17 protein-coding genes and 1 tRNA gene are annotated in these 18,919 nt (G+C 63.7%); 10 read left to right on the forward strand and 8 right to left on the reverse strand.

Annotated elements, in window-relative coordinates; all coding sequences use genetic code 11:
- The first annotated feature begins 13 nt into the window (after positions 1-13).
- The 4 genes from JW929_16425 (at position 14) to JW929_16440 (ending at position 5,082) form a co-directional block, all read left to right on the forward strand.
- Positions 14-778: a hypothetical protein gene (locus tag JW929_16425; GenBank protein MBN1440992.1), complete on the forward strand. Its 765-nt coding sequence runs from the start codon at positions 14-16 to the stop codon at positions 776-778.
- 298 nt (positions 779-1,076) lie between these two features.
- Positions 1,077-1,934: a hypothetical protein gene (locus JW929_16430; GenBank protein MBN1440993.1), complete on the forward strand. Its 858-nt coding sequence runs from the start codon at positions 1,077-1,079 to the stop codon at positions 1,932-1,934.
- 47 nt (positions 1,935-1,981) lie between these two features.
- Positions 1,982-2,530 carry a hypothetical protein gene (locus tag JW929_16435; GenBank protein ID MBN1440994.1) on the forward strand — a complete coding sequence of 183 codons (549 nt, stop codon included), beginning with the start codon at positions 1,982-1,984 and terminating at the stop codon, positions 2,528-2,530.
- Positions 2,531-2,721: 191 nt separating this feature from the next.
- Complete coding sequence (locus JW929_16440; protein MBN1440995.1) at positions 2,722-5,082, forward strand: alpha-galactosidase; 2,361 nt, start codon at positions 2,722-2,724, stop codon at positions 5,080-5,082.
- 83 nt (positions 5,083-5,165) lie between these two features.
- Here the strand turns inward: JW929_16440 and JW929_16445 are convergent, their stop codons facing one another.
- Positions 5,166-5,858: a hypothetical protein gene (locus JW929_16445; GenBank protein ID MBN1440996.1), complete on the reverse strand. Its 693-nt coding sequence runs from the start codon at positions 5,856-5,858 to the stop codon at positions 5,166-5,168.
- 216 nt (positions 5,859-6,074) lie between these two features.
- On the opposite strand from JW929_16445, the gene JW929_16450 reads away from it, so the two are divergent.
- On the forward strand, positions 6,075-6,785 hold the full coding sequence (locus JW929_16450) for a CPBP family intramembrane metalloprotease (protein ID MBN1440997.1): 711 nt from the start codon (positions 6,075-6,077) through the stop codon (positions 6,783-6,785).
- Positions 6,786-7,039: 254 nt separating this feature from the next.
- On the opposite strand, the gene JW929_16455 is transcribed toward JW929_16450, so the two are convergent.
- The 5 genes from JW929_16455 to JW929_16475 form a co-directional block, all read right to left on the reverse strand.
- The gene (locus JW929_16455; protein ID MBN1440998.1) at positions 7,040-7,738 is read right to left on the reverse strand and encodes a hypothetical protein; all 699 of its coding nucleotides are present in this window, start codon (positions 7,736-7,738) and stop codon (positions 7,040-7,042) included.
- Positions 7,739-7,970: 232 nt separating this feature from the next.
- Positions 7,971-8,966 (reverse strand): M42 family metallopeptidase, encoded by a 996-nt coding sequence (locus tag JW929_16460; protein MBN1440999.1) that lies wholly within the window; start codon positions 8,964-8,966, stop codon positions 7,971-7,973.
- A 38-nt stretch (positions 8,967-9,004) separates the two neighbouring features.
- Complete coding sequence (locus tag JW929_16465) at positions 9,005-10,126, reverse strand: M20/M25/M40 family metallo-hydrolase (protein MBN1441000.1); 1,122 nt, start codon at positions 10,124-10,126, stop codon at positions 9,005-9,007.
- Positions 10,127-10,130: 4 nt separating this feature from the next.
- Entirely contained in the window at positions 10,131-11,192 is a 1,062-nt protein-coding gene (locus JW929_16470) for a M20/M25/M40 family metallo-hydrolase (GenBank protein ID MBN1441001.1), read from the reverse strand.
- A gap of 596 nt (positions 11,193-11,788) precedes the next feature.
- Complete coding sequence (locus tag JW929_16475; GenBank protein ID MBN1441002.1) at positions 11,789-12,460, reverse strand: hypothetical protein; 672 nt, start codon at positions 12,458-12,460, stop codon at positions 11,789-11,791.
- A gap of 391 nt (positions 12,461-12,851) precedes the next feature.
- On the opposite strand from JW929_16475, the gene JW929_16480 reads away from it, so the two are divergent.
- Positions 12,852-13,970, forward strand: a complete 1,119-nt coding sequence (locus JW929_16480) for an isocitrate/isopropylmalate dehydrogenase family protein (protein ID MBN1441003.1) — start codon at positions 12,852-12,854, stop codon at positions 13,968-13,970.
- A 158-nt stretch (positions 13,971-14,128) separates the two neighbouring features.
- Here JW929_16480 and JW929_16485 read toward each other — a convergent pair whose 3' ends face one another.
- Positions 14,129-14,518, reverse strand: a complete 390-nt coding sequence (locus tag JW929_16485) for a hypothetical protein (GenBank protein ID MBN1441004.1) — start codon at positions 14,516-14,518, stop codon at positions 14,129-14,131.
- A gap of 90 nt (positions 14,519-14,608) precedes the next feature.
- Between JW929_16485 and JW929_16490 the strand changes: the two genes are divergently transcribed.
- The 4 genes from JW929_16490 (at position 14,609) to cdd (ending at position 17,654) form a co-directional block, all read left to right on the forward strand.
- Entirely contained in the window at positions 14,609-15,628 is a 1,020-nt protein-coding gene (locus JW929_16490) for a response regulator transcription factor (GenBank protein MBN1441005.1), read from the forward strand.
- 57 nt (positions 15,629-15,685) lie between these two features.
- Positions 15,686-15,756: transfer RNA gene (locus tag JW929_16495), tRNA-Gln, on the forward strand.
- Positions 15,757-15,889: 133 nt separating this feature from the next.
- A complete protein-coding gene (gene glmU, locus JW929_16500; protein ID MBN1441006.1) occupies positions 15,890-17,257 on the forward strand; it encodes a bifunctional UDP-N-acetylglucosamine diphosphorylase/glucosamine-1-phosphate N-acetyltransferase GlmU in 1,368 nt (455 codons plus the stop codon).
- Positions 17,241-17,654, forward strand: coding sequence for a cytidine deaminase (cdd, locus tag JW929_16505; GenBank protein ID MBN1441007.1), 414 nt, complete (start codon positions 17,241-17,243; stop codon positions 17,652-17,654). Before glmU ends, cdd begins: the two co-directional genes overlap by 17 nt.
- A 435-nt stretch (positions 17,655-18,089) precedes the next feature.
- Here the strand turns inward: cdd and JW929_16510 are convergent, their stop codons facing one another.
- Positions 18,090-18,878: a hypothetical protein gene (locus tag JW929_16510; protein ID MBN1441008.1), complete on the reverse strand. Its 789-nt coding sequence runs from the start codon at positions 18,876-18,878 to the stop codon at positions 18,090-18,092.
- Positions 18,879-18,919 lie beyond the last annotated feature (41 nt).

Consider the following 18,919-nt stretch of genomic DNA (forward strand, 5'->3'; position numbering starts at 1 on the left):
CCGAATAATAGGGGTGACGCTTCTGATTGGTTTGGCGACGACCGGATGCGGCGGGGTCCAGCCACCGTCGCAGATGAACCAGGCGACAGCGCATATCCTGACTCTATACGCCGTCCTGACCGACAGTGCGCCGGTCCAAAACACCACGCCTACCAACCCGATTGTGCTTCCCACGGCCACTCCGGGGATCCCAACCGAGACCCTCACGCCCGCTCCCACCAACACCGCCGAATTGCCTTCGGTGACCCCGACGTCGTCGCAGCTGCCGACGCCCTGCTACCGGGCTTACTTCGTGAAGGACATGACGGTTCCGGACGAGACCAAGATGGATCCGGGCGAGACGTTTGTGAAAACGTGGCGCCTGAGGAACTCCGGGACCTGCAACTGGTCGGCCGGGATCCAGGTGGTGTTCCTTTCGGGGAACAAGATGGGGGCTCCCGAATCTCAGGAGATCGGCGAAGCGGTAGCGGTCGGCGCGGAGGTGGATATTTCTTTGACGATGAAGGCGCCGAACGATGCGGGAAAATACGAGGGCTACTGGATGCTCAAGGTGCCCAACGGCGGCCGGTTCGGAACCGGCGACAACGGCGACCAATCCTTTTGGGTGATCATCGTCGTCGCCAAGAGCGGCACGCCGTCCGCGACCAAGACGGTCGGAACTCCGCCGCCCACGAAGACGCCGACCCGGACGGCCACGCCCACCTTCACGCCCACCGGTTCGCCGACCCTGACCCCGACACCAACGGCGACCTGTCCGGGGGGGTATCCGGTTTGCTGATATCCATCGAATCCGAATGGATTTCAAGACGCCCGAAAGGGCGTCTTTTTTTATCCGCTTGCGCTTCTCCGCGTCCTCGGCTGCTTTCGAAGTGTTCCCTTCCTCCGGACAGAATATGTCCAGCGCATCCGGCAGAAACAATCGGCTGGGAGGGAGCCGGAGGCGAGTTGTGGTTCCTCGGAGAAGATGCCTGTCCGCTCCCGGGTTATAATGCGCGGGCGTAATGGACAAGGGGGGAGATGGTGCAGCCGCGGGAGCACCGCGGCGCCTACGCCCCCTCACGATGGAGTCGATCGGCATGGCGGAATCGCAGCCGTCGGACGGCGTCAGCTTGCGCTGGAACCGAACCTCATATTTTCTCCTCAGCATGTTCCTGGCGCTGATCGCCCTGATCATCGCCGTCTGGTGGCCGCTGGCGGAGGCGTACCTCGGATCGATCAACCCCGATTTTCCGATCTGGGCCCAGGTGGATTGGCTGCTGATCGGAATCTTCCTGGTGATGTCGGTTTTGATCATGTCGGGCGCGGATCTGCGGGTCGACGCTTGGACCGCGTTCGTGGCAGCGGTCGGCGGCCTGACGATCGAAGCCTGGGGAACCCAGACCCTGCTGTGGACTTACTATACGGACGAACGGCCGCCGCTGTGGATCGTCCCCGCCTGGCCGATCGCGACCCTGGCGATCGACCGCATCTGCCGCCTTCTCGGGGGGCTTTACCGGCGGGTGCCTGAACGGTGGACCGCGCGCCTGTTTTGGATCGTGTTCGGCGGCTTCTACCTGCTGATGGTCTACTACGTCCGGGGAACCTTCGACAAGCCGTTCACCCTCGCCGCGCTGCTGTTGTGCGCCCTGATCATAATCTCTCCGGGCGACAAGCGCGCCGCGCTGTTGTTGTTCGCGGGCGGGGCCGGGCTGGGGTATTTCCTCGAGTTGTGGGGGACGACCCGCGAGTGCTGGACCTACTACACCCGGGAGACTCCCCCGCTGTTCGCCGTGCTGGCGCACGGGATGGCGGCCACCGCGTTTTGGCGGGCCGGAGCGATTTTGAAATTGTTCTATCAAAAAGCGAGGGAGGTGCGGATCCTGCGCGGATTGCCGACTCCTTCGGAGGCGCAGGAAGGACCGGAGATCACGAGCATGGCGAAAACTCAATCGTAGGAAGGCCGGATCCGCCGGCTTACAAAAAAACCATCAAGGGGGAGACGATGAACCCAACTGAGAATACTCTATCGACGCCGGTTTTTTACGTCAGGGCGGCCGTCGGCGGCTGGAAGCACCTGTTCGCCAACGAGGCCTGCGCGCGGATCGTTTTCGATTCGCTGGCGCACCTGGGGCGCACGCGGAAGCTTCTGCTGTACGCGTTCGTCCTGCTGCCTTCGCACCTGAACCTGCTTTGCCGCCCGCAGTCAGGGGATCTCCGCCGGGTCCTCGAAGGATTTGCGGATTTCACCGCCGCGCGGATGGTTTCGGCGCTGCGCCGGCGGGGACGGCATCCGCTGATGCACTACCTCCACGCACGGTCGGAGAACGTCAAACACGGAGCGCCGATTTGGGGGGATCTGCGGGTCGAGGAGATCTCCTCCAGGAACCGGCTGGCGTCGGTGTTGGATTTTCTGCACGACAAGCCGCTGTCCGCGGAGTGGCGCCTGGCGGCCAAGCGCTCCGAGTATGTGTATTCCAGCGCGTGTTTCTACGATCTGGGGCGCGAGCCGATCGTCCCCGTGGCGGACGCGCGGATCGAACTGGCGGAATAAGCCGCCCCGGCACAGAGGCAACCGTTCCCTCGGACCGCCGGGCGGTTCAAGAGACTGCCCGCACAACGCGTCCTCCGGAGAGGCCTTCATGCCCCCGGGAATCGGTCGGCCGCGAAAGAGGATGCCGTACTGCCCGGAAGCACCCAGTTCGGCGGCGTACTCCGCTCTGCTCCTGGTATACAATGGATTCCATGATTGCCTTTGCGAATCCGCAACTGCGTTTTTTCTTTGATCCGCAAACCGGAACTTGGGGGCTTGTTTTCCCGGAAGCTGAGGCGGCCGCCCTCGAAGGCGCGCGCATGACCGTAGCCTACCGCGAGGGGGCGCGCCGGACCGAGTGGATATGCGGGCCGGTTCGATGCCGGCCGGCGAAGACGCGCCGCGACCCGTTTCATGGCCCGTGCCGCCTGCTTGCGGCGGAGGCGGACGCCGACGGCGGGCTAACCGTGCGGATGGAGTGGGCGTTGCCCGCCGCCCGCCCGTTCCTGCTTTGGCGGATGATCCTGACCAATCGAGGAACCCGGCCGCTGAGGATCGATTCGATCGGCCTGTGCCGGGCCGGACCGCGGTTCGCGGCGGAGGGCGGCGTGCGCCTGCCGATGGATCCGGCGCGGCGGACGATGTTCGTCAACGGCTGGCAGACGTGGAGCTTCGCCGGCGGACGGCGCGGCCGCGACCGCCAGCCGACCCACAAGCTGGGTCCGATCAACGCGTCGATGCACATCGGCACGGACGTCCAAACCTCCCGGCGGCCGGGCCATTTCGTCTCCGACATGTTCGCCGCCCTCGGCGGCGAATCCGGCGGGGAATTGCTCGTGGCGGGATTCCTGGCCCAGCGCGAACAATTCGGAATCGTGGAAACCTGGCTCGGCGACGGGATCCTTTCACTGCGGATCGAGGCCGACGCCGACGGCGTGCGGCTCGATCCGGAGAAGTCGCTCGCCACCGACCGGGCATTCCTTGCGCTTGGCCGGAAAGCCTCCGCGGCGGAATATTTCGATGCGGCGGCGCGCGAAAACCGGGCCCGCACCCGCCGCGCCGCGCCCGATGGATGGGGTTCTTGGTACTACTATTATTCGCAGGTCCGCCAAACCGATCTGGAAACGAACACCGATGCGGCCAAAGCGCTGAGGCCGAAGCTTCCTTTGGAATTGATCCAGCTGGACGACGGTTTCCAGGCGGACGTCGGCGACTGGTTCGAACGCAACGAAAAATTCCCATCCCCGATGCCGGAGCTTTCAGCCCGCATCCGCAAGGCCGGTTTCCTCCCGGGCATCTGGCTTGCTCCGTTCATTCTGCGCATGGATTCGCGCACCGCCCGGGAGCATCCGGACTGGGTGGCCCCGGGATCGGGCGGGGTGATGTCGAACGTCGCCGTCGGCGCCGTCCGGCGGACGCGCTCGCTCGACGTCACCCGGCCGGAGGTGTTGGCCCATATCCGGCGGCTGATCCGAACCGCCGTAATCGAATGGAAATTTCACTTCTTGAAATTGGATTTTCTGTACCACCCGGCGGCGAAGGGCACGCGGTACGCCGACCCGACCGCCACCCGGGCCCAGGCGCTGCGCCGGGCTTTGGAAGCGGTCCGCGGGGCGGCCGGGGAGAAAGCCTTCCTCCTCGGATGCGGCTGTCCGCTCGGCTCGGGGATCGGCGTCTTCGACGCGATGCGCATCGGACCGGACGTCGATTCGGTCTGGAAACCGCACCTCTTCCATCAAGTTTGGGCCGGCCTCGGCGATCCGACCGTCCCCTCGGCTTGGAACGCGGTGCGCAATGCGTTCGCCCGCGCGCCGCTGCACCGCCGCTGGTGGTGGAACGATCCGGATTGCCTGCTCGCGCGCGACTCGGAGACGACCCTGACCCGCGACGAACGGCGGACCCTCGCCGCGGCGATCGCCCTTTCGGGCGGGATGATCCTGCTGTCGGACGACCTTTCCAAGCTTTCACCGGATGCCGTGCGGCTGGCGCAGATGCTTTTCCCGCCGCTGCACCGCGCCGCGGATCTGCCCGGCTGGCGCGGCGAGGAAGCGTCTTCGCTGGCGGTTTTGCCGATGCGCGGGCCGCAGGGAGCATGGTGGGTGATCGGCATCTTCAATTGGGGCGACCTCCCGGCGGACCGGTCCGTCGACCTGCGGGAGTTGACCGGCGTCCGCGGGGATGCCCGGGCCTTCTCGCTTTGGGACGAACGGATGATCGAAACAGCGGGAGGAATCCTGGACTGCGGAACAATCCAACCGCACGGGTCGATCCTCTTGGCGGCGCGGATGAAATCAAAGGGAGTCCAGTATGCCGGATCGAACCTGCATTTCAGCCAGGGAATGGAAGTGGCGGAGTGGAGGAAATCCCGCCTTTCGCTGCGGGCGGTTTTAAATTTGGGGCGGGAGGCCGAAGGCGCCGTCTGGATCGCCTTGCCCGCCCGTCCAACCGCCGTTCGGTGGAACGGCAAACCGGCGTCCTTCGAACAGGCGGGGGAGGATATCTGGAAGATCCCCCTGCGGCTGGCTGGAAAAGGTGCGGTTGAGATCCGTTGGAACCCGGGCGGCCGGAGGTGAGGGAACGGCTTTGCGGTCCGGCGCCGATGGGAACGGGGTTGTGGAGGGTTTTTCCGGACGAGGGGGGCGTGCCGCGCGAAAGCCTATCCGCCGGGCGTCGGGGATTCCCGGCCGTCGGACACCAAGATCGAAACGAAAACGAAATCCCCGAAATTCTCGCCGGTGTTGCTCCTCAACCTCCACCACCCGCCGTACCAGCCGTTTTCCATGGGCGCCGTCATTTGGACCGTGACGTCGATGGTATAGCCCGGACTGACGGGCTTGGATAAATGCGACTCGGCTCCCATCATCCGTTCGCCGTGGGAGAAACCGAGGACGTAGCCGGTCGTCCACGCGCATACGCCGATGTTCTTCAAGCGCCAGGTCTTTTCGAACGTCTGCCCGGGCGCGAGGATCGTGCCGTCGGGGACGGTCATGTCTTCGATGAACAGCGAGTCGTTGCACCGGACGTCGGAGGAACCCGCGGCGGGCGGCGGGGTGGCGGCGCCGGCTTCCCCGGAGTCGGGCGTCAACGTGGCCGGGCCGGCGGCTTCCTCCGAAGGCTCGGGAGCGGACTCGGTCGACGGATCCGCATCTTCGCCGGAAGGTTCCGCTTCGGCCGGGGCGGTTTCCATGGTCGGCGTGGGGGCGGTTGTGGCTTCCGGGGGAAGAGCGAACGCGGTCAGGGTCGGCGTGAAGGTTGCGGAGTATTCGCCGGCCGGGGCGCCGGAGCCGCAGGCGCTTGCGGCCAGCGCCAGGATCAGAACACAGAAGACGCGTGGACAGGTGCGGGACATGGATCGCCCTCCCTTCCAACTATCCATGATTTCATTCTACCACTCAACCCGAGCGATGTTTTCCCGCGAGGGCCGCACCAACCGTTTTCCGTGGAGCATGCGCTCCGGAAGCGCGATTGATATAATCGTCTGGGACATCGTCGAACGGCCGGCCGGGATCCCGGACGGCGCGGATCCGGCGGCGGGGAAGCCGGCGCTTCCAACGAGGAGGGAGCGATGAAGGTCAAAGAATGGCTGCTTTCGGTTCCGGGCGTTTTCATTGCCGCGGCGGCGCTCACGCTGATCGTCCTGGCCGAGAGCATGTTTCCGGCTTGGTCTCCGTACTTCATGGTGTACGCCGCCCTGGCCATCATCCTCCCCCTGGTGCTTGGCACCTATCCGTTTGGATCCTTCGCGGAAGTGATCCGCAAGCATTGGCGGCTCACCCTCGGGGTGTTCCTGGCGGCCGTGATTGTGGATCAGGGGCTGGCCGGATGGGCGTATCAGCGCATCCTGGATTCCTTCGGCGTGGGCGCCAACCCCTTTTATTCGCTCGAGGCCGCGCTGAAGACTCTGGCGGACGGGGCGGCCTTCAAATTCGGAATTTCCCCGGAAGCCGCGATGGCCCTCTACGCGGTGTTCCTGCTGTTGTGGGCTCCCGTCGGGGAGGAGCTGTTCTACCGCGGGTATATGCAGGGGGCGCTGCGCTCCCCTTTGGGTTTCGGCGGATCGGCCCTGGCGTCGGCCGCGTTTTTCGGGATCCGGCATGCGACTCACTTTTTCTTCCTGTATCCGCGGATTCCCTGGGGGGCGGCGGCGGCTTGGGTGGTGAGCGCGTTTGTGTTCGGTTTGTTCATGAGCTTCTTGTGTGAAAAAACGCGGTCGTTGTTCCCGCCCATTCTGGTGCACGCGGGCGTGAACTTGGTCGGGTTTCTCCTTCTCCTGTAGCAGGGCGCGGGAAAAAGGCAGGCGATGTCTTTGCGAGCCAAGGGACATGACCGCGGTGAGATTGTCTATGGCCTTTATCAGCAACCTGTCAGCGGGGCGGATCCCTCCGCAAGACGCGCGGCTGCCAACGACCGGATAAGGAAAATTCCGAAGCCCCCTCGCACTCCGCGGGCAAATTCTTGACAGCCTTTTTCCGTACCGCAATAAGCCGCAATCCGCGGTCCGATGCCGGGCGTCCCGGTCCGGGAGAGCCCTTAACCGGGTTCTTCCTCCGTAGGCGTTACCGTGGGCACGTCCGTCTCGGTCGGCTCCGCATCCGTCGGCGACGGGATGGCCGACTCGGTCTTCGCGGCGGCCACGGTGATCTGCACGTACATCAACTGCCCAAATTGATTTCCCGCTTCGTTTTTCATCCGCCAATACCCGATGTGCGATCCGGCGGCCGCGGGCGCCTCCATGTTGACCGACACATCCACCGTCTCCCCGGGACCGACGTCGCCTTCCAGCGCGGTATCGACCCCGTCCATGGCCTCGCCGCTGACAAAGACGAGCTGGTAGGACGTCGTCCATGTGCAGGTTCCGGTGTTTTTAATCCTCCAGGTCTTGATGAACTCCTCGCCGGGATTCATCACTTTTCCGTCGGGGATGGTGACATCGGTGACGAAGGCGGCGTCGTCGCAATAGACGATGGTGTTTTGCGGCGGACGGGTTGGCGTGCGCGAGGCCGACGAGCCGGCCGATGAGAGGGTCGGACTCGACTCCGCCGTCTGCGCCGCCTCGGTTGGCGTCGGCGTGTCCAAGGGGATCGGGGAAGCTACGATCCGGGCGGCGGTCAGGGCTGCGGAAGTGATGGAAGCTTCGAAATCGCTGGGGCTCGACGCGCCCGGGCTGCAGGCGCTCAACGCGGCCGCGGCGCACAGCATGCACACGGTCTTGATGGCGTATTTTTCCATGAACCCTCCCTTTCTATTGGTTGTCCTGGAACCCCCAAGGGAGATTTTACCAATCCGGCAAGGCGGGCGGATTCGGACGCTGTGTTTGCGGCGATTCGCCGGAGGATCGTCAAGGAAACGTAGGTTTTCCGGAGTTCTTGGCGGGAATGGAAGCAACGATGAATCTCGGGTGGAGAAGCGGACTCCCCACCAAGAAGCGGTCTTGGCCTGCCCCGCGCCGGGGCGGATCCGCTTAAAAGCCCACCGGTCCCTGCAGCATAGCCAGCAGCAATTTGACCGCATGTTCCACATCCCCCAGGTCCACCATCTCGGACGGCGAGTGGGCGTAGCGGCATGGGATGGATAAGCAGCCGGCCGGGACTCCGGCCCGCGATACCTGGATGACGGAGGCATCGGTCGAGCCGCGCTCGAGGACTTCCAATTGGTGCGGGATGCGCTGGGCGGAGGCGGTAGCGGTCATCCATTCCACCACCCGCGGATCGGAGATCATCAGCCCGTCGCGCACCTTGACCGCCGGGCCCCGGCCGAGGCTGACGGCCATCGGCGGGCAGCGGGGCGTATCTCCGGTTAGGGTAATGTCCACCGAGAGGGCGAGGTCCGGGTCGAGGTGGAAGGCCGCCGTCCGCGCTCCGCGCAGGCCGACCTCCTCCTGGACGGTGAACGCGAATTGGACTTCGTGCGGCGTGCGCTTCAGGCGGCGCATGGCCTCGATCAGGACCGCCACCCCGATGCGGTCATCCATCGCCTTGGAGATCAGGCGGGTCCCGGCTTCGACGAACGGGCGGTCGAACACGGCCATCTCGCCCACCTGCACCGGGCAGGATGCCCGGTCGGCCGCGCCGAGGTCGAGGTAGAGCTGGTCGAGGGTCGGCGCCCGCTTGGGGTCTTCGCGCTCCTCCAGGCCGATCACGCCCGGCTTGCCCGACGCGAAGCGCACCCGGCTGCCGACGCAATTCAGCGGGAACACGCCGCCGATCGGGGCGACCCGCGCGAATCCGCGCTCGTCGATGTGCGAGACGATCAGGCCGATTTCGTCCATGTGCGCCGCGAGCATGATCCGCTTGCCGGTTTTCGCCTTGGCCTTAATCACCCCGAGCAGGTTGCCGAGCGCGTCCTCGGAAATGTAATCGCACTGGCCTTTGATCTCGGCCCGCACGATCTGCCGCAGTTCGGCTTCGCGCCCCGAGGGCCCGTAGGCTTCGGTGAGTTTTCGGATCAACGCTTTCACGGGTGCTCCTCCTTCGGCCGCAAGGCGCGCGGGAACGGTCAGGCGAGGCCGCGCCGGCCGTACGCTTCCAGCGCCGCGCGCACCAAGGCGACCAGCGCGCGCCAATCATCCTGCCGGGCGATCGCCACCGGGGCGTGCAGATTACGGCAGGGAACCGAGACCGAGACGCTCGGGATGCCCGAGCGCGCGGTGTGGATCGCCCCGGCGTCGGTGCCGCCGCCGCCCGGCTGGCGGATCTGGTACCGGATGCCGCGCTGTTCGGCCGCGCTTCTCAGCAGGCGGACCAGGCGCGGATCCGAGATGGTCGCGCGGTCGGCGACGTAGACCGCCGGCCCGCCGCCGAGCCGCGCGTTGTAGGCGGCGTTTTCCGCGCCGTCCCACGCCGGCAGGTCGACGGCCGGAGTCGCGTCGAGGACGATCGCAATGTCCGGACGGAGGGCGTAGGCGGCCACCTTCGCGCCGCGCGCGCCGATCTCCTCCTGCGCGGTGAACGCCGCCCACAGGTCGACTCCCGGCGGCGGATCGGCGGCGAGCTCGATCAGCGCGGCCACGCCGAGGCGGTTGTCGAGCGCTTTTCCGAACAGCAGGCCCCGCTCGGCATGAAAGGGGGTGGCGAAGGCGGCCCGGTCGCCGGGTTTGGCGAGCGCGGCGGCGCCGTTCTTGTCCTTCGCGCCGACGTCGATCGTCAACGAATCCTTCTTGATCGGGTTTTCGGCTTCCTCTTTTTCGACCAGATGAATCGGTTTGGTGCCGATCACGCCGAGGACTCGCCCGCCGCCGATCCAAACCGGCTTGGCCGGCAAGGTCTTCTCGTTGATCCCGCCGACCGTCTCGAATTTCCAAAGGCCGTCGCTCCCGGCTTGCATCAGGATCAATCCCACTTCGTCCATGTGGGCCGCGACCATCGCGCGCCGCGCGGCTTTGCCGCGGGTCCGGCAGCGGACGAGCAGGTTGCCCAGCGCGTCGGTCCGCATCTCCCGGACCTTGCCCTTGAGCGCGTCCTGGACGATCCTGCGGACGGCGGTTTCGTCGCCCGATACGCCGCAGGCTTCGCTCAGGCGGCGCAGGAGGGCGAGGTCCGCGCGGCTGACCGCCCCGGCTTTGTGCGGCCGGGCGCTCCGAGGCCGGGCGGTTTTTTTTCGGACCTTCGACGGAGTCATCCGCTTACTCCCAGGTCAATGCATCCAGAAAATTGTCGCCGAGCGAAGCCGCTGTCTCCGCCAGCAGGAGTCCGGTTTGGCGGATGTCCGCCAGCGCGGCGGTCTCCACCGCTGAGTGCATGTAGCGCAGGGGGATGCCGATCACGGCGGTGGGAATTCCTTCCCCGGCGGTCTGCATCGCGTAGGCGTCGGTTCCGGAATGCTGGGACATGATCTCCAACGCGTATTTGATGCCCGCCCGCTCGGCCGCCTGCCGGAACGCCCGGCACAATCCGGGATGGGCGTTCGGGCCCCAACCGATGGTGGGTCCTTCGCCGATGGGGAAGGTTTTATGCTCCGGCAATCCGGGTCCGGCGGCGAAGGTGACGTCGACCGCGACGGCGAGGTCGGGTTTGAGCGCGAAGGCGGAGGTGTAGGCCCCGCCGAGAGTTTCCTCTTCCTGGACCGTGGCGGCGGCGATGACGTCCCAGCGGTGGGGGCGCGCGGCCAGATCCTCTAGGCACACGGTGAGCGCGGCCACGGAGGCGCGGTCGTCGAGCGCAGGGCCGGCGAAGCGGCCGTCGGCAAGGTCGAGCGGTTCCTGGCGGAACGAGACCGGATCGCCGGTGCGGATCAGGCGCGCCGCATCCGCCGCCGGAAGCCCGGTATCCAGCCAGAGGTCTTTCAAACGGGCCGTCTCGGTCTTGCGGTCCGGCGGCAGCAGCGCGGCGGGCGGCAGAACGGCGACGGCGGGAACCGCTTCGCGGCCGTGGATGGTGAAAAACTGGCCCGGGAGGATCCGCGGATCCACGCCGCCGATTTCGGTCAGGCGGCAGAATCCGTCGATCACCTGGGTGACCATCAGGCCGATCTTGTCCATGTGGGCGGTGAGGAGAATTTTCGGCCGGTTGCCCCGGCTGGTGCCGGGCAGCAGCGCGTGCAGGCTTCCCAGGCGCGAGACGGTCTGCTTGGGCGCGTACCGCCGCCAGGCGGCGGCGATCACCGCGCGCACGGGCGCCTCGAAAGCCGAGAGCCCCGGCGCCCGGACCAGATCTTTAAGATGCGCGGCAAGCAGCTTGTCGTCCATGGCGTTTCGATGATAGCAGAGGGTTCCGGGGATAGCAAATCAGATGTTGTCGTATTTCCTCATCCTCCCGTCCCTGCCCTTTCCTCACCTCCTGCCCCCACAACCCTTTCCCCCTCTCCTGACTTTTGTCAGGAGAGGGGGAAAGCCAGTCCTCGAGCGGAGCGAGAGGAGGGCCAGGGGATTGGGGTGAGGATGGAAAAGAGGAGGATTTCTTTTCAAGATTACTGAGGTTAAGCTGATACTTTATTCCTAATTATTTAGATAGCCTACTGACATAAAAATGTCGAACAAGGCCTATTTGCTTTATCCGCTGATCATTTTCTTCCCGCCCAGGTGATTATTTTGCTTGTTTCTTGAAGAGTTAATTCGCTGTCATCTGATGCGTTTGAACTTTGGCCACGAACTTATTTCTATCGTATACGGAGACATTCCAAGGCGGGCACTCTTGGATAAAAAAGCGACCGCGAAGGCTTATCCGCCGTGCGGTCGCTTCCTATTCCATTCTTCTTCCTCCGCATATATGAGGACTGGCGAAGCAGTCCAATTTTTCGATCCGCTTTCCCTCTTCACAACTTCAATTCATCGGTGGGCAGGTATTAATATATTGCCGGAATTAAAAGATATGATGCGATGTTTGCCTTATTTCCTGTTTGAAATATTCCGGGAACATTATAGTTACTATTATTTTTTACTCGAAATATCAATTTGTCACCGGCTTTGGTGTTCGGATCTTTTCCTTGTGTTGATTCTTCCAAGAATCTTGGTTTTGCGCACAATGTATAGAAACTTACTTCTGCAATGACTTTCTCTTGGTTATTTTGTTCGATTAATATTTGAGCGATAAATTCCGGAAATGTGCCTTCGGTAAAACATGCATCTACACCTATATATAATCTAAAAATATATATAAACCCATGAATATCGCCATTTAATACAAATTCGTACTCTAAAGTTGTCCCTTTATTAAAGTAGATAAATACATAAGTATCTTCCCGTGACGAAAGGCAATTAAGCGACAACTCCGTTTTGTTATTGTGATAACAAATAAATAATTTTTGTGGTGGTGGCGGTTTGGTTTGTGTAGATGTTGGCAATTTGGTTTCGGTAATGGTTGGCGTAAATGTTTCGGTTTGCGTTTGTGTACTGGTTGGACTTGGAGTTAATTCTTGGCTAAACAAATCTCCGGCTACACAACTAGGTACAAATAAAATGAAAAACATCATACCAATTTTGTATATTATCGCAGATCTTGAATTACGTGTATGCATCTATTGTCTCCTAGAAAATATTACGAAATTATATCATGGTGGCGTTATTTTACACCGTGCAACGGTCGGGTTCAGCCGCTTTGCGGAGCGCAGGGAAGTATAGTCGGCTGCAACCCGTTGTTAGGTGGCCTTTTTTTCTTTGCCGTTTTCTACAACCAAAACCAGTTTGAGTAAATTTTATGTTTCTTCCTGGTGGTTTCGATACGCCCCGTCAGACCACTGGGGCTACTCAACCCCCGTAGCTACTTTTTTTCAATATGCCATTATGAATATCATTGCTTTGTGTTCTTCGGGTTTTCTCTCGTGCCCCGGGCCCGCCGGTCAGGGGCGGGCTTCACGGATTCTCACCGGCCCATGCTATACTCTCGGCCCATCAACAATCGGAGGATGGATGGCTACATATCGAATCGCCTGGATGCCGGGCGACGGGATCGGGCGGGATGTGATGGAAGCGGCGCGGATCGTGCTGGATGCGCTCGGCCTGGATGCCGAGTATCCGCAGGCCGACATCGGCTGGGAATTCTGGCGCCGGGAGGGCGACGCGCTTCCGGAGCGCACGATCGGCCTTTTGCGGACCTGCCGTTGCGCGCTGTTCGGCGCCATCACCTCCAAGCCCAAGGAGGAAGCCGCCGCCGAGCTGGCCCCCGAACTGCGAGCCAAGGGCCTCGCCTACCGCAGTCCGATCGTCCGCTTGCGCCAGCTGTTCGATCTCTACGTGAACCTCCGCCCGTGCAAGGCCTACCCCGGCAATCCGCTGAACTACCGCGAGGGGATCGACCTGACGGTTTTCCGCGAGAATACCGAGGACCTGTATGCGGGCGTGGAATTCCACCCGCTCCCGGCGGACGTGCGTGCCGCGCTGGAAGTGCACAGCCCGGCGATGGGCGCGTTCCGGAAGGACGAATCCGACGACATCGCGCTCTCCTGCCGGATCGTCACCCGCCGCGGATCGCGGCGGATCGTGCGCGCCGCGTTCGAGTACGCGCGGAAGCACGGATACCCAAGCGTCACCCTGGTGGAGAAGCCGAACGTAGTCCGCGAAACCTCGGGCCTGATCACCCGCGAGGCGCGGAAAATCGCGGACGAATTCCCCGGCATCGCCCTGCAGGAAGCCAACGTCGACGCGATGGCCATGTGGCTGATCAAGAACCCGCTCGAATACGGGGTGATTGTGACGACCAACATGTTCGGCGACATCCTTTCCGATCTGGCGGCCCAGCTGGTGGGCGGGCTGGGGTTCGCTTCCAGCGGGAATATCGGCGAGTCGTTCGCCGTGTTCGAGCCGACCCACGGCTCCGCGCCGAAATACGCCGGCCAGTACAAGGTCAATCCGATCGCCACCTTGCTGGCGGCCAAGCTGATGCTGGATTGGCTGGGCGAATCGGAAAAAGCCGCGGCCCTCGAGCGGGCTGTGGCCGGCGTGATCGCGGCGGGGAAAGTGCGGACCTATGATTTGGGCGGATTGAGCGGCACGCTGGATGTGGCCAAGGCGGTGGCGGAGCGGCTGTAAGGACAACGGAGGACGTCGTTCCGAAGGGGCGAAGCCCCGAGGAATCGGCAGCGCGTGGGGAGCAAGGTCGTCCTTTTGGGCGGACGAATTTTGTCCATGCCCGGCCGATTCCTCGGCTTGGAAAAACGCCGGACTTCGGAATGATCTGCTCAAGCGAATTACGGAGTAGGCGGGGTATCGGTCGGGGTTTCCGTCTCGGTGGCGGTGGGCGGCGGCGTTGCGGTAGGCGTGTGCGTGCGGGTCCGGGTGGGCGGGGGAGTCTCGCTGGGGGTCGGCGTGATCGTCGGCGTGGGCGGGATGAAGACGGTGTTGCTCGGCGTTAACGTGAGTTGCGGTCCGGGCGGCGGCGCGGCGGTGGCCGGCGGCGGGATGAAGCGCGTGGGAACGGCGGGAGGCGTGGCGCTGGGGGTGGACGCTGCGGTGGGGGTGGGATGGAGGGCGATCAGCACCACGGCGCTGCAATACAGGGGGATCGTCGCCGCGATGATCCCCCCGAGGATGGCATACCGCAGGACGCGCCGCCGCGGGGGCGTAGCCGTTTCCATCATCGGTGAATTATACCCGTCCCCATGGCGGCCGGGCGGTACGGACTAACGGACCGGTGCCCCGGCACGGACAGGTATGCTACAATCTTTGCTATGGGCCGCAAGCGCGTGATGATCGTGGAAGATCAGCGGGAAATCGCGCGGATGATCCACAGCGCGATCCAACTGATGGATCCGTCGCTCGACGTGGTGGATTGCCTCTCGGCCGAGGAAGCTTCCCTCGAACTGGCCGAACACGGCGCGGATTTGATCATCATCGACGTCCGCCTGCCCGGGATCAGCGGCCTGGAACTGGTCGAACGCTGGCAGATCCAGAAGATCCACATCCCCGTCATCGTCACCACCGGTTTCTCCGAGCCGGCGATCCGCGCCCTCGCCGAACGGCTCGGGGTGCGGGCCTTCTTCAACAAACCGCTCCCGATGGACGAATTCCTCCTGGCCGTGCGTTCGATTCTGGCCGGCGAGGAATTCCAGCCCAGCGAGGACCGCGCCGCCAAGGTGCTCACCGACCTGCGCCAAAAGCTGGATGCCGACGCCGCCTGGCTGTGCCAGGAGGGCGGGCAGGCGACCCACCGCGCGGGCGACGTGCTGGAAGTAATGGAGGAGGACATGGAGGCGGTCCAGCATTCGATCGCCGGCATCCTGCACCGCACCGCGCCGTTCCTGGGCAAACTCAAAGATGACCCGCCGTCCATGTTCCTCGTCTCGGGCGAAAAGCGGCAGATGGCCGTAGCGCCGATGCCCAGCGGACCGAGCCTGGTGATCTTCTTCTCCAAACCGACCCCGGCCCAGAACCTATACGACGAGCTGACCGAATCCGTCCGCCGGCTGGAAAAAATCTTCCACACCGACCGGCTGCTGCAGGAAGCGTCCTCGGGAGTCGTGCCGATGCCCGATTGGGTGCAACAAACCGTGGGGGGCGGCATCAGCGAGCCGGAGTGGAATCTCGGTGAGCAGTCGGTGGAAGCCCAGGAAGCCAAATCCTTCTGGGACGACGCGGTCCTGGAAGCGGCCGGCTTCCTCTCCCCCGGAAAACTGACGTTCGACGAGGCCGAGAAACTCGGCTGGGCTCCCGAAGACGCGGCCAACACCCCCTACCGGGTGTTCGATTAACCCCGGGAACCTCCGCTTCCCTTCTCCTGTGCTACAATTCCGACGCGCACACTCCAGTGGGGCGTGGTGCAACGGCAGCACACCGGACTTTGAATCCGTGGATCTAGGTTCGAAACCTGGCGCCCCAGCCTCGATCGCCATGAAGCCTCCAAGACTTGCAGAGAGAACGGATCTCAAAGTCGGGGGTCTTCTTTTTTTCCATGCCGGAGCGGATCGAAGCCGATCCGGCGCATCCTCCGACAGGAATCCGAGGAGTGGTCTATGACCGTACGAACGATCCTGCTCGCCGCCGGGCTCGGCACCCGGATGCGGTCCGCCTTGCCGAAGATGATGCACCCCTTGTGCGGGCGGCCGATGGTGCGGATCGCGCTGGATATCGCCGCCGCGGTCAGCCCCGAAAAGCCGGTCCTGGTGGTCGGGCACGGGGCCGACGCGGTGCGCGCCGAAGCCGGCGAACGGGCGGAATGCATCGTGCAGACCGAATTGCTCGGGACGGCCGACGCGGTCCGCCGCGCGGAAGGGCTCTTACGCGGACGAGCCGGGCACATCCTGGTGTTTTACGGGGATATGCCGCTGTGGCGTCCGGAGACCCTGCGGCGCCTCGCCGAAGCCGGACAACAAGGCCCCGGACCGATGGCGATGCTCACCGGAGTAGGGAGTGACGCGCGCCTGTTCGGCCGGGTGATCCGCGACGCCGCGGGCGCCGTGCGGGAAATCGTCGAAGACGCCCACCTCAGCCCCGAACAGCGGGCCGTGAAGGAAGTCAACCTGGGAGCGTACTGCTTCCGGGCCGAATGGCTGTGGGAGGCGCTCGGGCGGGTGAAGCCTTCGCCCAAGGGCGAATACTACCTGACGGATCTGGTGTCGATGGCGGCGCAGGAAGGCGGCGCGGCCGCGCTTGAAGTGGAGGACGAGGAGGAATGGATTGGGATCAACACCCGCGCGCACCTGGCGGAGGCGGAAGCCGCCCTGCGGCGGCGGATCAACAGGCGCTGGATGGAGGCGGGCGTGGGCCTGCAGGATCCGGCGACGACCTACATCTCGCTGGAAGCGACGATCGGCGAGGATACGCGGATCCTGGCCAACACGCACATCGAAGGCAAGACGGCCGTCGGCCGCGGTTGCGTGATCGGGCCGAATTCGATCCTCCGCAACATGACGGTCGGCGACCGCTGCCGGGTGGAATGCTCGGTGGTCGAGAATGCGGTCATGGAGGAGGAATCGAACATCGGGCCGTTCGGCCATCTGCGCTCGGGCTCCCGGCTCGAGCGGGGCGCGCACATGGGCAATTTCGGCGAGATGAAAAACTCGCGGCTGGGGGCGGGCGCCAAGATGGGCCATTTTTCCTACCTCGGCGACGCCACGGTTGGGCCGAGCGCGAACATCGGTGCCGGGACGATCACCTGCAACTACGACGGCAAGCAGAAACATCCGACCGAAATCGGTGAAGGCGCTTTCATCGGATCGGATTCGATGCTGGTGGCGCCGGTGAAGATCGGCCGCGGCGCCAAGACCGGCGCCGGTTCGGTGGTCACGCACGATGTTCCGGACGGGGGCGTGGTCGTGGGCGTGCCGGCGCGGACGTTCAAGAAAAAGGCCGCGCGGAAAAAAAATGTCCGAAAAAAGTGAACTGACCGCGGAGGAACGGAAAACGCTGGTGGCCGAAGCGCGCGATGCGCGCGGCAACGCCTACGCGCCGTATTCGCATTACGCGGTGGGCGCGGCGATCCGCACGCGGGCGGGCAAGATCTACCGCGGAGCGAACGTGGAAAACGCCGCCTACCCCGTCGGGTTGTGCGCCGAGCGGGTGGCGCTGTTCGCCGCCGTGGCGGCGGGCGAGCGGGAGTTCGACGCGATCGCGGTGATGACCAAGGACGGAGCCTCGCCGTGCGGCGCTTGCCGCCAGGCGCTCTCGGAATTCGGTTTGGCGCTGGAAGTGATCATGGCCGACGACAAGTCGTGGATCTGCCAGGTCTCGACTCTGGACAAGCTGCTGCCCTCGGCGTTCGGGAAGGCGGAGGAGTAAAACCGTTTCACCGCAAAGGCGCACAGAACAAGAAGGATCGAAAAAAATTTTTAACCGCTCAGTCTCCCGCCAGCATCCAGTCCTCACCCCCAACCCCTTCCCCCTTTCCCCCTCTCCTGGCTTATGCCAGGAGAGGGGGAAGGGGACGGGGGATAGAGGCGAGGAAGGAAAAGAGCGGGATATCCCTTTGATATAGAACAGACTGAGTTACAAAATATTGAAAATAGATGTAGATGTACCTGGATAACCGGCGGCGTTTTTTTAACGGGCATTCCGGAGTCGGCGGAGTGTTTTCGCAATCGCTTGGACGGAAACCCCGAATCGAGTGCTCAAGGGTGACGAAAAACATCCCTCGCCGCGCCGGTGCAAATCCGCTTTGAGGAATAAATCGAAACGGGGGGGATGATTCGCGTGTTTCTCCCCCGCCTCGGATTGCTACTTCTTCACCATTACGGCCTTCAACCTGCGGGCCAGCGGTTCCTTCAGCAGAATGGTCTGACCCAACCGGTAGGGAACCGTGTTCCAATTGCGGACATCGAAGGGCAGGTCGGAAAGGGGAGTCGAACAAATGTGGACGGTCGGCTTGCGCAGGGCGTGCGCGTATCCGGCTTCGTACAGCACGTTCGGCTTGGCCTCCGAAAGGTCGACGATCACGGCCGCGCTGGACCGGATCAGACGTTTGATCTCGGCGACGATGTCCCCCGAAAATTCCTTGCGGTCCACCCGCCGGCATTCGGCGCCGACCTGCTCGGCGGCATGCGACATGGCGATGAAATAGGTGTCGTCGTATTCGCCGGCGAACGGCATGGCGGCGAAGACCGTCCGGCGCGGCCGGGCCTTCGCCGGGCTTTCCGCGACACCGGGAGCCGGTTTTTGCACGGGTTCGGAGTCCTCCGGTAGGCGGAAGTATTTCCGCAGGGCGGGGACGACCGCCTCCAGCTTGACCACCCCCTTGCGCCGGTAATTCTTTTTAAGGTCCGGCATGACGATCAGCGCCTCGTCGGCGCCGGTGGCCTTTTTGTACAACTGGACCTGGCGAAACGCGCGGGCGGTGTTGCCCCCGCGCGGATCCCAGAGTTTCACTTCGAGGACGATCTTCTCGCCGTGCGGACCGCTGACGATGAAATCCGGCCGCAGGCCGCCGATCGACGGCCGGCGGCGGTAGGAGATGCCCGCTCCGCGAAGCAGGTTCTCAAGCTTGTCTTCATATTGTTTTGCGCACATACCCCACCCCTTTTTCCGAAGAATCCTATTCGCAGGGAGTT

This window comes from Anaerolineales bacterium (assembly GCA_016928575.1).
Lineage (GTDB): Bacteria > Chloroflexota > Anaerolineae > Anaerolineales > RBG-16-64-43 > JAFGKK01.

Bases quoted from the DNA above. Each gene is read 5' to 3' on its own strand.
- JW929_16430 (MBN1440993.1), top strand. From the start codon at position 1,077: ATGGCGGAATCGCAGCCGTCGGACGGCGTCAGCTTGCGCTGGAACCGA.
- JW929_16435 (MBN1440994.1), top strand. From the start codon at position 1,982: ATGAACCCAACTGAGAATACTCTATCGACGCCGGTTTTTTACGTCAGG.
- JW929_16440 (MBN1440995.1), top strand. From the start codon at position 2,722: ATGATTGCCTTTGCGAATCCGCAACTGCGTTTTTTCTTTGATCCGCAA.
- JW929_16445 (MBN1440996.1), bottom strand. From the start codon at position 5,858: ATGTCCCGCACCTGTCCACGCGTCTTCTGTGTTCTGATCCTGGCGCTG.
- JW929_16450 (MBN1440997.1), top strand. From the start codon at position 6,075: ATGAAGGTCAAAGAATGGCTGCTTTCGGTTCCGGGCGTTTTCATTGCC.
- JW929_16455 (MBN1440998.1), bottom strand. From the start codon at position 7,738: ATGGAAAAATACGCCATCAAGACCGTGTGCATGCTGTGCGCCGCGGCC.
- JW929_16465 (MBN1441000.1), bottom strand. From the start codon at position 10,126: ATGACTCCGTCGAAGGTCCGAAAAAAAACCGCCCGGCCTCGGAGCGCC.
- JW929_16470 (MBN1441001.1), bottom strand. From the start codon at position 11,192: ATGGACGACAAGCTGCTTGCCGCGCATCTTAAAGATCTGGTCCGGGCG.
- JW929_16475 (MBN1441002.1), bottom strand. From the start codon at position 12,460: ATGCATACACGTAATTCAAGATCTGCGATAATATACAAAATTGGTATG.
- JW929_16480 (MBN1441003.1), top strand. From the start codon at position 12,852: ATGGCTACATATCGAATCGCCTGGATGCCGGGCGACGGGATCGGGCGG.
- JW929_16485 (MBN1441004.1), bottom strand. From the start codon at position 14,518: ATGATGGAAACGGCTACGCCCCCGCGGCGGCGCGTCCTGCGGTATGCC.
- JW929_16490 (MBN1441005.1), top strand. From the start codon at position 14,609: ATGGGCCGCAAGCGCGTGATGATCGTGGAAGATCAGCGGGAAATCGCG.
- glmU (MBN1441006.1), top strand. From the start codon at position 15,890: ATGACCGTACGAACGATCCTGCTCGCCGCCGGGCTCGGCACCCGGATG.
- cdd (MBN1441007.1), top strand. From the start codon at position 17,241: ATGTCCGAAAAAAGTGAACTGACCGCGGAGGAACGGAAAACGCTGGTG.
- JW929_16510 (MBN1441008.1), bottom strand. From the start codon at position 18,878: ATGTGCGCAAAACAATATGAAGACAAGCTTGAGAACCTGCTTCGCGGA.